The sequence below is a fragment of the Pseudomonas imrae genome, from assembly GCF_046352735.2.
Taxonomy (GTDB): domain Bacteria; phylum Pseudomonadota; class Gammaproteobacteria; order Pseudomonadales; family Pseudomonadaceae; genus Aquipseudomonas; species Aquipseudomonas imrae.
In genome coordinates this window covers 2,241,160-2,254,468 of the sequence record NZ_CP110853.2, presented here as the reverse complement: position 1 = coordinate 2,254,468, position 13,309 = coordinate 2,241,160, and the positions used below count along the sequence as shown (strand labels likewise).

The 13,309-nt window shown below is 59.9% G+C and carries 11 protein-coding genes and 1 pseudogene; 8 read left to right on the top strand and 4 right to left on the bottom strand.

What is annotated here, in order from left to right; all coding sequences use genetic code 11:
- Window positions 1-34 precede the first annotated feature (34 nt).
- Window positions 35-796, bottom strand: a pseudogene (locus tag OQ460_RS10100) (pyrroline-5-carboxylate reductase family protein); the annotation flags it as partial.
- 161 nt (window positions 797-957) lie between these two features.
- On the opposite strand from OQ460_RS10100, the gene OQ460_RS10095 reads away from it, so the two are divergent.
- Window positions 958-2,121, top strand: coding sequence for a DUF1624 domain-containing protein (locus OQ460_RS10095; protein WP_410021663.1), 1,164 nt, complete (start codon window positions 958-960; stop codon window positions 2,119-2,121).
- Window positions 2,122-2,236: 115 nt separating this feature from the next.
- On the opposite strand, the gene metE is transcribed toward OQ460_RS10095, so the two are convergent.
- Entirely contained in the window at window positions 2,237-4,525 is a 2,289-nt protein-coding gene (gene metE / locus OQ460_RS10090; protein WP_410021662.1) for a 5-methyltetrahydropteroyltriglutamate--homocysteine S-methyltransferase, read from the bottom strand.
- 266 nt (window positions 4,526-4,791) lie between these two features.
- Here metE and OQ460_RS10085 point away from each other — a divergent pair, with 266 nt between their 5' ends.
- Complete coding sequence (locus OQ460_RS10085; protein WP_410021661.1) at window positions 4,792-5,889, top strand: carboxynorspermidine decarboxylase; 1,098 nt, start codon at window positions 4,792-4,794, stop codon at window positions 5,887-5,889.
- A 28-nt stretch (window positions 5,890-5,917) separates the two neighbouring features.
- Window positions 5,918-7,162, top strand: coding sequence for a saccharopine dehydrogenase family protein (locus OQ460_RS10080; protein WP_410021660.1), 1,245 nt, complete (start codon window positions 5,918-5,920; stop codon window positions 7,160-7,162).
- Window positions 7,163-7,245: 83 nt separating this feature from the next.
- Here OQ460_RS10080 and OQ460_RS10075 read toward each other — a convergent pair whose 3' ends face one another.
- Window positions 7,246-8,034 carry an SDR family NAD(P)-dependent oxidoreductase gene (locus OQ460_RS10075; RefSeq protein WP_410021659.1) on the bottom strand — a complete coding sequence of 263 codons (789 nt, stop codon included), beginning with the start codon at window positions 8,032-8,034 and terminating at the stop codon, window positions 7,246-7,248.
- Between the two features lie 164 nt (window positions 8,035-8,198).
- On the opposite strand from OQ460_RS10075, the gene OQ460_RS10070 reads away from it, so the two are divergent.
- Window positions 8,199-8,765 (top strand): TetR family transcriptional regulator, encoded by a 567-nt coding sequence (locus OQ460_RS10070; RefSeq protein ID WP_410021658.1) that lies wholly within the window; start codon window positions 8,199-8,201, stop codon window positions 8,763-8,765.
- Here the strand turns inward: OQ460_RS10070 and OQ460_RS10065 are convergent.
- Window positions 8,762-9,541, bottom strand: a complete 780-nt coding sequence (locus OQ460_RS10065) for an IclR family transcriptional regulator (RefSeq protein WP_410021657.1) — start codon at window positions 9,539-9,541, stop codon at window positions 8,762-8,764. The genes OQ460_RS10070 and OQ460_RS10065 overlap by 4 nt on opposite strands.
- A 217-nt stretch (window positions 9,542-9,758) precedes the next feature.
- Between OQ460_RS10065 and OQ460_RS10060 the strand changes: the two genes are divergently transcribed.
- From OQ460_RS10060 to OQ460_RS10045, 4 genes are read left to right on the top strand one after another with little or no spacing between them, the layout of a single operon-like run.
- A complete protein-coding gene (locus OQ460_RS10060; protein ID WP_410021656.1) occupies window positions 9,759-10,541 on the top strand; it encodes an ABC transporter substrate-binding protein in 783 nt (260 codons plus the stop codon).
- Complete coding sequence (gene ehuC, locus OQ460_RS10055) at window positions 10,538-11,206, top strand: ectoine/hydroxyectoine ABC transporter permease subunit EhuC (protein WP_410021655.1); 669 nt, start codon at window positions 10,538-10,540, stop codon at window positions 11,204-11,206. Before OQ460_RS10060 ends, ehuC begins: the two co-directional genes overlap by 4 nt.
- Entirely contained in the window at window positions 11,203-11,955 is a 753-nt protein-coding gene (locus OQ460_RS10050; RefSeq protein ID WP_410021654.1) for an amino acid ABC transporter ATP-binding protein, read from the top strand. Before ehuC ends, OQ460_RS10050 begins: the two co-directional genes overlap by 4 nt.
- 5 nt (window positions 11,956-11,960) lie before the next feature.
- Window positions 11,961-13,229, top strand: a complete 1,269-nt coding sequence (locus OQ460_RS10045; RefSeq protein ID WP_410021968.1) for an NAD(P)/FAD-dependent oxidoreductase — start codon at window positions 11,961-11,963, stop codon at window positions 13,227-13,229.
- Window positions 13,230-13,309 lie beyond the last annotated feature (80 nt).

Genomic DNA, 13,309 nt, shown 5'->3' with positions numbered 1-13,309 from the left:
TGGACGAACCCGACAAATCGGCTTGCGCCACCGCCACGGCACGCCGCAAGCCGCTGTTGACAGCCCCCTCGAACCCGTTTTCGAGCATCCCTGCGATCCCGGCAGCGCTGACGTTCTTATAAGCCTTCAAGGTCTCCAGCAACTCGCTGAAACCACGCTGTTCATCGATCAACTGACTGGCCTGCAGCACTCCATTGACCGCACGTCGTGCCAGCGCTTCGGGCAGCCCTCGTGCCAGGGCATCGTTGTACAGCGCCTGCGCCAGCAGCGCCGGGTAGGAAGGCCCGGTGCCCGACAGGCCGGTCAGGTAGTTGAGGTGCTCTTCGCTGGCCACTTCATCTGCCTCGCCGCAAGTTTCGAAGAGCTGTTGTACGTAGGCCCTGGCAGCGTCGTCGACCGTCGGGCTGGCCAGCCACGGCGTGTAGGAGCGGCAGATTTCCATGGCTGCATTGGGCATCGCACGTACGACCTGGCGGCTGCCCGTCAGTTGCTGAATCTGCTCGAGAGAGACACCGGCCACCAGGGAAATCAACAGGCGCTCGCCCACGGCGATACGCACGTCGCATAAATCCTCAGGCCTGACCGAAAGAATCACCACCTCGCTGTGGTCCACCAATCGCTGATTGTCGTCGGTCACAGTCACATCGCCCAGCGCACCATGAGGCTCGCCAAGCCGGCCTGAACGATTGGACAGCATCAATGACCCTGCCTGCACAAAACCACTGTCCACCAAGGCTGTCGCGATTGAGCGACCGAGCCAGCCGGTGCCGCCAATGATGCCGATTGAGCCGTGCATGGAAATCTCCACTGTTGGTAAAGTCGATGCCCCTACCCTAACCCTGGCACCACCGTGTCGCAAATCCGCTGTCGCCGTGCTGCCTTTGCCAGGCAGCACGGCTCATCATGATGTTATAAGATAACCGCCCCTATCCACTTCTATCCCGACGACTTTCTGCCATGAGTGATGCTGTTCCCGCTGGCCGCCTGCGCCAACGCCTGTTATCCATCGATGCCTTGAGAGGCCTGGTGATCCTGTTCATGTTGCTGGACCACGTGCGCGAAACCTTCCTGTTGCACCGTCAGGTCAGCGATCCAATGGACATCGCTGCAACTGAGCCTGCATTGTTTTTCAGCCGCACCCTCGCCCACTTGTGTGCACCAGTGTTCGTATTGCTGACCGGCCTTTCGGCGTATCTGTATGGCGAGAAATACCAGGGACGCGGCGATGTCTCGGCATTTTTGTTCAAGCGTGGGTTGTTTTTGGTCGTGCTGGAATTCACCTTGGTGAACTTTGCCTGGACCTTCCAGTTGCCACCCGGCGTGATCTACATGCAGGTGATCTGGGCGATTGGCGTGAGCATGATCGCCCTCGCCGCCCTGGTCTGGTTGCCGCGTCCACTGCTGATCGGCTTGGCACTGGTGATCATCTGCGGGCATAACCTGCTTGATGACCTGCACGTTGCAGCTGGCTCGGCAATGCATATTCCGTGGACGATTTTGCATGAGCGCAGCTGGATCGAAGTCAGCGACAGCCTGCGCCTGCGCACGACCTATCCGGTGCTGCCGTGGATCGGCGTGATTGCCCTGGGCTATGCGCTCGGCCCGTGGTTCAGCGGGGCGATGCCCGCCGTGGTGCGCCAGCGCTACTTGTTGATTGCCGGTGCGGGCGCAGTGCTCGGTTTCATCCTGCTGCGCTTGATCAACGGTTACGGCGAAGCACCGTGGCACACCTACGACAACGGCGTACAGACACTGATGAGTTTCTTCAACATCACCAAATACCCACCTTCACTGTTGTTTCTGGCGTTGACGCTGGGTGTGGGGCTGTTATTGCTGTTGGCTTTGGAGCGCGTCGGGCACTCACGCTGGATAAGTACGCTGGCAGTGTTCGGCGCGGCGCCGATGTTTTTCTACCTGCTGCATTTGTATGTGTTGAAAGTATTGTATGTGGTGGGCATGGCACTGTTTGGCCTGAACCAGGGCACTCACTTTGGCTTCGACAGCGTGGGAGCCGTGTGGCTGGTGGCACTGTTGCTGCCCCTGGCGTTGTACCTGCCGGTGCGCTGGTTTGCCGGGCTGAAGGCGCGGCGACGGGATATCGCGTGGCTTAAATACCTCTGATCGCGAGGACCAGGACTGTGGGAGTGGCTTGCCCGCCATTACGGTGTATCAGTTAGCGATTGAGTGACTGACACACCGCCATCGCGAGCACGCCCACAGGCTTGGGTATTTGCCGTTACGCCAATTCAGCACGCAATTGCCGCGCCGCCTTGACCATATGGATCAACGCCGCTTCAGTCTCAGGCCAGCCGCGGGTTTTCAGGCCGCAATCAGGATTGACCCATAACCGTTCGGCGGGGATGCGTTGTGCGGCCTTGCGCAGCAGGTTGACCATCTGCGCAGCTTCCGGCACTCGTGGCGAGTGGATGTCATAGACGCCCGGGCCAATGTCGTTCGGGTAAGCAAAGGCTTCAAATGCATCCAGCAGCTCCATATCCGAACGCGAGGTTTCGATGGTGATCACGTCGGCATCCATCGCCGCAATGGACTCGATCACGTCATTGAACTCGCTGTAGCACATGTGGGTGTGGATCTGCGTGTGATCCTGCACGCCGCTGGCACACAGTCGAAACACTTCGGTGGCCCAATCCAGGTAGGCCTGCCACTGGGCCTGGCGCAACGGCAAGCCTTCACGAAACGCGGCTTCGTCGATCTGCACGATCTTGATGCCGGCAGCTTCCAGGTCCTGTACTTCGTCACGGATCGCCAAAGCCAATTGCCGGGCCTGCACTTCGCGGCTCACATCCTCACGGGGGAACGACCACATCAACAGGGTGACCGGGCCGGTGAGCATGCCCTTCATCACCTTGTCGGTCAGGCCCTGGGCATAACGGATCCACTCCACCGTCATGGCTTTGGGGCGGCTCAAGTCACCGAAGATCACCGCCGGCTTCACGCAACGGGAACCGTAGCTCTGTACCCAGCCAAAACGGGTGAACGCGTAGCCATCCAATTGCTCGGCAAAATACTCGACCATGTCGTTACGCTCGGCTTCGCCGTGTACCAGCACGTCCAGGCCGAGGTTTTCCTGCACTTGCACCGCGTGACGAATCTCGCTGTGCATGGCCTCCACGTACTCGGCTTCGCTCAACTTGCCGGCCTTATAGGATTGGCGCGCCAGGCGGATAGAGGCAGTTTGCGGGAACGAGCCGATGGTGGTGGTGGGGAACAGCGGCAGGTTCAGTCCCGCGCGCTGAAGCTCGATACGCCGGGCAAACGGCGACTGACGCTGGCTGTCACTGGCGGTGATTGCCGCGACCCGCGCTTGCACCGCAGGCTTGTGGATGCGCGGCGATGCCGCACGCGTCGCTTGCACGGCACGGCTTTGGGCAAGTTTGGCGAGCACGTTGGGCGCCTGCGGCTGGTTCACTGCCTGGGCCAGGATGGCGACTTCCTCGCATTTCTGTACGGCGAAGGCCAGCCAGCTCTTGAGTTCGGCGTCGAGCTGGTCTTCGCGCCCCAGATCAACCGGGCAGTGCAACAACGAGCAGGAAGGCGCAACCCACAACCGCTCACCCAGGCGCTCATGGGCATGCTGCACCGTTGCCAGCGCCTGCTCCAGGTCGCAGCGCCAAACGTTACGACCATTGACCACACCCAGGGACAGCACCTTATAGGCAGGCAAACGGTCGAGAATCGTCGGGTATTGCTCGCCAGCGCGGACCAGATCAATGTGCAGGCCATCCACCGGAAGGTTGGCCGCCAGGCCGAGGTTCTCTTCCAGGCCACCAAAATAGGTGGCCAGCAGTTTTTTCAGCGGGTCGCGCTGGATCTGGTTGTAGGCCCGTTCAAACGCATTTTTCCAAGCCTGCGGCAAGTCGAGCACCAGGATTGGCTCATCAATCTGCACCCACTCCACACCCAATTCAGCCAGACGCTGAAAAATCTGCCCGTACAGCGGCAGCAGGCGATCAAGCAACTCGAGCTTGTCGAAATCAGTGCCCTTGGCCTTGCCCAGCCACAGGTAAGTCAACGGTCCGATTACCACTGGTTTGACCGTATGGCCCAACTCGCGGGCTTCCTGGACCTCTTCGAACAGTTGGTCCCATCCCAGGTGGAACTGCTGGTCGACGCTGAATTCGGGCACCAGATAGTGATAGTTGGTATCAAACCACTTGGTCATTTCCTGGGCGTGCGCCCCGCCGCAGCAGGGGTCGCTGACCCCACGGGCCATGCCGAACAACGTGTGCAACGTGGCATGGCCATCGGCCGGGCGAAAGCGCTCGGGAATCACGCCGAACATCAAGGAATGGGTCAGTACCTGGTCATACCAGGCGAAATCACCGACAGGCAGCAGCTCGATACCGGCGTCTCTCTGCAACGCCCAATGTGCCTTGCGCAGTTCACGGCCCACCGCACGCAGGCCGGCTTCGTCGAGTTCGCCCTTCCAGAACGCTTCCTGCGCTTTTTTCAGTTCACGATCGCGTCCAATGCGCGGAAATCCGAGGGAATGAGCGACAGCCATGACAAAAAACTCCAATGCGTTGAGATGGGAGCTATTGTCGGCAGCAGGTCACAATGAGACAAACTCATTTTATTTTAGATGATCAAGAGATTCGCTCATGTTATGGGCACGGAGGCACGACTCAAGCGATGCCCCACGACCGTCACACTGACCCATTACCCTCAAACACCGAGCACGCAAAATCCGCTGACTAACCTTTCGATCCTGCCCAAGTGCGGGCACAATGCGTGTCCTTTTTTGGCAGGCTCCGCCACAGGCTCTGAAAAATGATCAAGACACCGTATTACCTCATCGACAAGCAGAAGCTTCTGGTCAACATGCAGAAGATTGCCTACGTGCGCGAGCAGTCCGGGGCCAAGGCCCTGCTGGCACTCAAGTGCTTCGGCACCTGGTCGGTGTTTGACCTGATGCAGCAGTACATGGACGGCACCACCTCCTCTTCCTTGTATGAGCTCAAGCTCGGTCGCCAGAAGTTCGCAGGCGAGACCCATGCCTATAGCGTTGCCTGGGCCGACGACGAAATCGAAGAGATGCTCGACAACTGCGACAAGATCATCTTCAACTCCATCGGTCAGCTACAACGCTTTGCCGAGGCGTCCGAAGGCAAGGTCCGTGGCCTGCGCGTCAACCCGCAAGTGAGCAGCTCCGATTACCTGCTGGCCGACCCGGCGCGTCCGTTCAGCCGCCTGGGCGAATGGGACCCGGTGAAGGTTGGAGAGGTTATCGAGCAGATTTCCGGCTTCATGTTCCACAACAACTGTGAGAACGGTGATTTCGGCCTGTTCGACAAGATGTTGGGCACTATCGAAGAACGCTTCGGCCACCTGCTGCATAAAGTCGAATGGGTCAGCCTGGGTGGCGGTATTCATTTCACTGGCGAAGGGTATGACGTCGACGCTTTCTGCGCGCGACTCAAGGCGTTCTCGCAAAAGTACGGCGTGCAGGTGTATCTGGAACCCGGCGAAGCGGCGATCACCAACAGCGCATCCCTGGAAGTCACTGTGCTCGACACGCTCTACAACGGTAAAAACCTCGCCGTGGTAGACAGCTCCATCGAAGCCCACCTGCTGGACCTGCTGATCTATCGCCTGAATGCCAAGCTGGCGCCGAGCGACGGTGAGCACACCTACATGGTGTGCGGCAAATCCTGCCTGGCAGGCGACATTTTCGGTGAGTACCAATTTGATCGTCCGCTGGCCATCGGCGATCGGCTGTCGTTCATCGACACCGCAGGCTACACCATGGTCAAGAAAAACTGGTTCAACGGCCTGAAAATGCCGTCCATCGTAGTGAAACAACTCGACGGTACAGTCGAAGTGGTTCGTGAGTTTGGCTTCGAAGACTACCTGTCCAGCCTTTCGTAAGCTGGCAGATAAAGGAGAGATAAAGAAATTGAAAAAGAACGTTCTTATCATTGGTGCAGGAGGTGTCGCCAAGGTGGTGGCCCACAAGTGCGCGCAGCACAACGACGAACTCGGTCGTATTGCTATCGCGTCGCGCAACATCTCCAAATGCCAGGCCATCATCGACAGCGTCAAGGCCAAGGGTAGCCTCAAGCAACCCGCACAAATCCAGGCTTTCGCCCTGAACGCACTTGACGTTGAAGCAACCAAGGCGCTGATCCGCGAGACCGAATCACAGATCGTGATCAACGTCGGTTCCGCGTTCCTCAACATGTCGGTGCTGCGTGCGTGCATCGATACTGGCGTGGCTTACCTGGACACCGCCATCCACGAAGAACCGGGCAAGGTCTGCGAGACCCCGCCGTGGTACGGCAACTATGAGTGGAACCACCTCGAAGAATGCAAGCAGAAGAACATCACTGCGATCCTCGGCGTGGGTTTTGACCCAGGTGTCGTCAACGCCTACGCGGCGCTGGCGCAACAACAGCATTTTGACCGTATTGATTCGATCGATATTCTCGACGTCAATGCCGGCTCCCATGGCAAATATTTCGCCACCAATTTCGACCCGGAAATCAACTTCCGCGAATTCACCGGGCAGGTGTGGAGCTGGCAGAACAGCCAGTGGACCAGCAACACCATGTTCGAAGTCAAACGTACTGACGACCTGCCGGTAGTCGGTTCGCAGAACCTGTACCTGACCGGCCACGACGAAGTGCACTCGCTGTCGAAAAACCTCGACGTGCCCAACGTGCGTTTCTGGATGAGCTTCGGCGAGCACTACATCAATGTGTTCACCGTGCTGAAAAACCTCGGCCTGCTCTCCGAGAAACCGGTCACCACCGCCGAAGGCCTGGAAGTCGTGCCGTTGAAACTGGTCAAGGCCGTGCTGCCCGACCCGTCTTCGCTGGCGCCGGGCTACACCGGCAAGACCTGCATCGGCGACCTGGTCAAGGGCACCAAGAATGGCCAGCCGCGCGAACTGTTCATCTACAACGTGGCCGACCACGAAGACGCCTTCGCCGAAACCGACAGCCAGGGCATTTCCTACACCGCTGGCGTTCCTCCAGTGGCTGCAGCCCTGTTGGTCGCCCGTGGCGAGTGGGATGTGCAACGCATGGCCAACGTTGAAGAACTGCCGGCCGAGCCGTTCCTCAAGGCACTGGATGTGATGGGCCTGCCGACTCGTATCAAAGACGAGCACGGCGATCGTCCATGGGATGCTATCGCCTGATAGCCGCCTGAAAGCAAGATGCGCCCAGAGCGGGCGCATCTTGTTGTTGAACGTTCACGGCAGCAGCATCAAGCTGCGCCAGATCACTTTGGGCTCAGGTAACGCTCAGCCACTTCTCCTTGGCGCAACTGCGCAAGCAAACCCTGACGAGACGCCTCAAGCGCGTCCCAACGTTGCCCATCATGCAGCGGCGGAATGGTCACCAGCTCACGTCGATCAAAGCCCACCAGCGCAGCGTCGACCAGATCTGCGACTTCCATCACCTCAGGCAGCGTATTGATGTCGATGCCCGAGCGTTCCCAGATCTCCGTGCGCGTGGCCGCTGGCAGCACCGCTTGGACATAGATGCCCTTGGGTGACAACTCCAGGCTCATGCCTTGGGACAGGAACTGCACGAAGGCCTTGGTCGCACCGTAGACAGTCATGCCCAGCTCCGGCGCCAGGCCCACCACCGAGCCGATATTGACGATCGCGCCCTCGCCCGCCTGCGCCAGCCGCGGCGCAATCGCGCTGGCCAGGCGTGCCAGTGCGGTGGTGTTGAGGGCGATCAATTGCTCGAGGCTGGCCGGGGTCTGCGCCAGGAAATGACCGGTCTGGGCCATGCCCGCGTTGTTGATCAGGATGCCGATTTTCGCATCTTCACGCAGCCGTGCTTCCACTGTTTCCAAGCCTATCGACTGGGTCAGATCAGCCTGGAGCACATCCACAGCCACGCCATGCTGGCGACGCAGACCCGCCGCCAGCACGTCCAATCGCGCTTTGTCGCGAGCCACCAGGACCAGGTCGTGGCCGCGTGCCGCGAAGCGATCAGCATAGACAGCGCCAATGCCGCTGGAAGCGCCGGTGATAAGAACAGCTGCGAAAGTCGTCATGTAAGTGCTCTCTTGCGGGGTAAAACAGGCTGCAACAAGCGGCCTGTCGAAGGGGTGAATTTATGATGACGATCATAATCTAAGCAGTCAAGGATTTTGATGACGAATATAATCAATGTATGCTGCGCGCTTGCAGATTGCTGTCAGCCAAGAGGTAGATACAGATGAGGGTCACCAAAGCCCAGGCCCAGGCCAACCGGGCACATATCGTCGAGACAGCGGCCCGCTTGTTTCGCGAACGCGGTTATGACGGCGTGGGCGTAGCCGACCTGATGGCGGCCGCAGGCTTCACCCATGGCGGGTTCTACAAGCACTTCAAGTCCAAGGCCGACTTGATGGCCGAAGCGGCAGCCTGTGGGTTTGCACAGTCGATGCAAGCGTCCGCTGACAGCGACCCAGCCAGCTTTGTCGAACACTACCTGTCCCGTGAACACCGCGACGAACCCGGTGCCGGCTGCACCCTCGCCGCGCTGGGCGGTGACGCCGCGCGGCAATCAGAGAACGTCAAGGCGACCTTTGCCATCGGGATCGAACGCATGCTGGCGGACCTGGCAACCGCCCAAACATCACTGGACGAAGCCGAGCAACGCGAACTGCGCTCGGTGAGAATCCAGTGCATGGCACAAATGATGGGGGCGCTGATGCTGTCCCGCGCCTGCCCGGATGACTCGCCGCTGGCGGATGAGATACTTGAGGTGTGTCGTACGCGGGTTCTTGCACAACTGGCCTAATCCAGATTGCGCGCCGAGTTGCTCAACGCCCGCGAACATTGCAACAAGGCTGGCGCCAGTTGCCGCTCGGCATCCGCCTGGCTCCAGCGACTGGTGGGCGCCACCACGTGTACCGCGGCTACCGGGCGCCCATTGGCCCCGAGCACGGGCGCGCCGATCGTCATATCCCCGAGAAACAACTCCTGGGTATTGACTGCATAACCCTGTTCACGCACAGCGTGCAACGACTCCATGATCTGCCCCACGTCAGTCAAGGTATGGCTGGTGTGGACCACCCTTTGGCTGCGTTCTATAAGCCCCAACGCCTCATCCTGCGGCAACGCGCTCAAGTAAGCCCTTCCAGATGCCGTGCAATACATCGGCACCCGAGAGCCAATCGGCATATGCACCGGCACAAATCCGGAACTGACAAAACGCGCAATGTAGGTCATGTCGTAACCGGCAGGTTCGGTCAGGCACGACGTCTCGCCGGTCAGCCGCGTCAATTCGGAGAGAAACGGATTGGCTACCTCAATCAATGAATGGGCATCCAGATAACTGAAGCCCAACTCCAGCACCCGTGGTGTGAGTTGGTAATGCCGCGTGCGCGAGTGTTTCCGAAGGTAACCCAGGCTTTCCAGCGTAAAAACCATGCGCTGGGCCGAGCTTTTGGTCATCCCGGCGGCATCTGCCACCTCTGCAAGGCTCATGCTGCGGCGCTGCGCGCTGAATGCCTTGAGCACCGACAGGCCTTTTTCCAGGGATTGGTTGTGCAGACTGTTGCGTTCTTCAGACATGACGGACTCGCGGTCAGGGCGATCAGATATGCGGATTATTTCTACACCAAACTGCAAAAATAGGCCACAAAATATCGCATATCGATACGAATGGTTCATTTTAGAAAATTTAATACATCAATATCGATTTATAACAATCGAAATGGCACAGAGCTTGCGTTTTCATCCAGAGCCGCTTGGCGGCGCTGACTATCCGTTTTCCTTCTGGAGTAACCCGATGAACAGTCTGTCACCTCTGTTTCGCCGTTTCGCACTCAGTGTCTGCGTGACGCTTTGCGCTTCCCTTGCGCACGCCGATGGTGCCCCCTCGTACAAAGTCGGTGCGACAGCCAGCGGTTCACCGTTCACCTTCCTCGACATCAAGAGCAATAGCATTCAGGGCGTGATGGTCGACGTCGCCCAGGCGGTGGGCAAGGCCGGTGGGTTCAGCAGCGAGATCCAACAGACCAACTTCGCCGCACTGATCCCTTCGCTTACCTCAGGCAAACTGGACTTCATTTCCGCCGGCATGCTCAAAACCGCGGAGCGCGCCCAGGTGGTGGACTTCAGCGCTCCGGTCTATGCCTACGGCGAAGGCTTGATCATCAAGGCCGATGACGACGCGCAGTACCCGGACCTCAGTTCCTTGAAGGGCCAGGTGGTGGGCGTGCAGGCCGGTACCATTTTCTACGACCAACTCAACAAGCTGGGGATTTTCCAGGAGATCCGCACTTACGACTCCATTGCCGAGATGGTTCGCGACTTGTCCCTGGGCCGCATCAAGGCCGCTGTAGGCGATCAGCCAGTGGTGGCGTACCAGATCAACCAGAAGCTGTTCAAAGGTGTGAAGCTGGCCGCCGATTACCAGCCAGTCAATGTGGGCGATGTATGCCTTGTAGTACGCAAGGGCGACAGCGAAACCCTGGCCCGGCTGAACCAGGCCATCGCCGGCATCAAGGCTGACGGTACCCTCGCAGCCATCCTCAAGAAGTGGGGACTTGCTGCCCAGGTGACCCCATGAACCCGGCAGAATTTCTGCAGAACGCCCAGGATTTTTTGCCGATCCTGCTTCAGGGGGCGTGGGTAACCATCCAGATCACCGTGCTGTCGTTCCTGCTCAGCAGCGGGATCGGCCTGGTCCTGGCGTTGCTCAAACTCTCGCCGATCCGTGCGCTGTCATGGGCGGCGAGCACGGTGATCAACGTCATTCGCGGCCTGCCGATCATTGTCCAGCTGTTCTACATCTACTTTGTCCTGCCGGAAATGGGCATTCACCTCACTGCATTCCAGGCGGGTGTGATCGGCATGGGCATCGCCTACTCGGCGTACCAGGCCGAGAACTTTCGCACTGGCATCATCGCCGTCGAACAAGGCCAGCGCGAAGCCGCCGAAGCCCTGGGCATGCGTTCGTTCCTGATGATGCGCCGGGTGGTGCTGCCCCAGGCGTTTCGCATCTCGCTGCCGCCTTATGGCAACACCTTGGTGATGATGCTCAAGGACTCCTCACTGGTGTCGACCATCACCGTCGCCGAAATGACCCGACAGGGCCAACTGATTGCCTCGTCGACGTTCGAGAACATGACCGTCTACACCTTGGTCGCCCTACTCTACCTGCTGATGAGTCTGCCACTGGTGTATGGCCTGCGTCGTATGGAACAGCACCTGAGCCGGAGGAAAAAAGCATGATCAAGGTTCATCAGTTGCAAAAACACTACGGCACTCACCGCGTGCTGCACGGCGTCGACCTGGATGTGGCCAAGGGCGAAGTGGTGTGCCTGATTGGTCCTTCGGGCTCGGGTAAATCCACCCTGCTGCGTTGCATCAATGCCCTGGAAGCCTACGACGGCGGCGTCATCAGTGCATTCGGTGAAACCGTGCAGCGCAGCAGCAAAACCGTGCATGCCCTGCGCAGCCGGATGGGCATGGTGTTCCAGCGCTTCAACCTGTTCCCCCATCGCACGGTGCTGGAGAACGTCATGGAGGGCCCCGTGTACGTCAAGGGCGAACCCGCCGCCCAAGTACGCGAAGAGGCCTTGGCCCTGCTGGAGAAAGTCGGCTTGTCGGTCAAGGCCGATGCCTATCCCGAACAACTGTCCGGCGGCCAGCAACAGAGGGTCGCCATCGCCCGCGCCCTGGCGATGAAACCCGACGCCATGCTGTTTGACGAGCCTACTTCGGCACTCGACCCGGAACTGGTGGGCGATGTGCTGGAGGTGATGCGCACCCTCGCCGACGAAGGCATGACCATGATCATCGTCACCCATGAAATGGGCTTCGCCCGCGAAGTTGCTGACCGTGTGTGCTTCCTGCATGGCGGCTACATAGTGGAAAGTGGTCCTGCCGAACAAGTGCTGGGCAATCCGCAACATCCGCGCACCCAGGACTTTTTGCGCCGCGTGCTGCACCCCACCGCCAGCACACGGAGCCAGCCATGAGCAGCATGCCCTCATTATGGGCGGCCACGGCGCCGTCGATTACCGCAACGCCTGCGCTGAGCGAATCACTGAGTGTCGATGTCGCCATCGTCGGCGCCGGCTATACCGGTTTGTCCACGGCCTTGCACCTGGCAGAGCGCGGCGCCAGCGTGTGTGTACTGGAAGCCCGCGAGCCGGGCTGGGGTGCGTCGGGGCGCAACGGTGGGCAGGTCAACCCGACACTCAAGCATGACCCCGATGAACTGGTGCGACTGTACGGCGCTGCACACGCTGAGCCACTGATTGAAACCGTGTCGGGGTCGGCTGACCTGGTATTCAACCTGATCGAACGCCACCGCATCGATTGTGCGCCCGTGCGCAAAGGCTGGATGCAAGTGTCGTACTGCGAAAAAGGCGTTGCCGGTTTGCACGCACGGGCAGACCAGTGGGCGCGGCGGGGGGTGCCGGTACAACGCCTGGACGCCCGTGCCGTCGCCGCCCGCATGGGCAGTGAAGCGTTTGCCGGCGGCTGGATCGATGGCCGCGCCGGTGCTATTCAACCGCTGGCCTATGCCCGGGGTTTGGTAAGCGCGGCGCAGGCGGCCGGAGTGCGCGTACACGGCCGAAGCCCGGTCACCGGCTTGCAACGCCAAGGCAGCGGCTGGCAACTGCAGACCGCCGGTGGTCCACAGGTCACAGCGGATCAGGTGGTGTTGGCCACGAACGGCTACAGCGGCGATCTGTGGCCCGGCATGGCGCAGAGTGTCCTGGCAGCCAACAGTTTTATCGTCGCCACAAAGCCATTGAGTGGGCACGCGGCGCAGAGCATTTTGCCAGGGCAGGAAACGGTTTCCACCTCCCAACGCCTGCTGCTGTACTTTCGCAAAGATGCCTACGGTCGCTTGTTGATGGGCGGACGCGGCCTGTTCGACGATCCGACCGGGCCTGCGGATTTTGCGCACCTGGAGCGCTCGCTGGCGCTGTTGTTCCCGCAGTTGGGCGCCCTGGAATTTGAGTACCGCTGGGCGGGCCGGATCGCGATTACCCGGGACTTTATGCCCCACGTTCACGAGCCCGCACCCGGCCTGACCCTGGCACTGGGCTGCAACGGGCGCGGCATTGCACTGTGTACCAGCCTCGGGCAGCAACTGGCCGGGCGGCTGTGTGACCGCCACTCCCCGTTCGCCTATCCGGTAACCGCGTTGCAACGCCTGCCCATGCATGGGTTGCAGCGCATCTACATTGGCGCGGGAGTGGCGTGGTATAGCTTGCTGGACCGGTTGAACGTGAACTGACATCCCCTTGAAGGCAGCCCTTTCAAGGTCTATGGAAAGCCAAGCCTCACCCTTGCCCTCTCCTCACCGGGGAGAGGGGA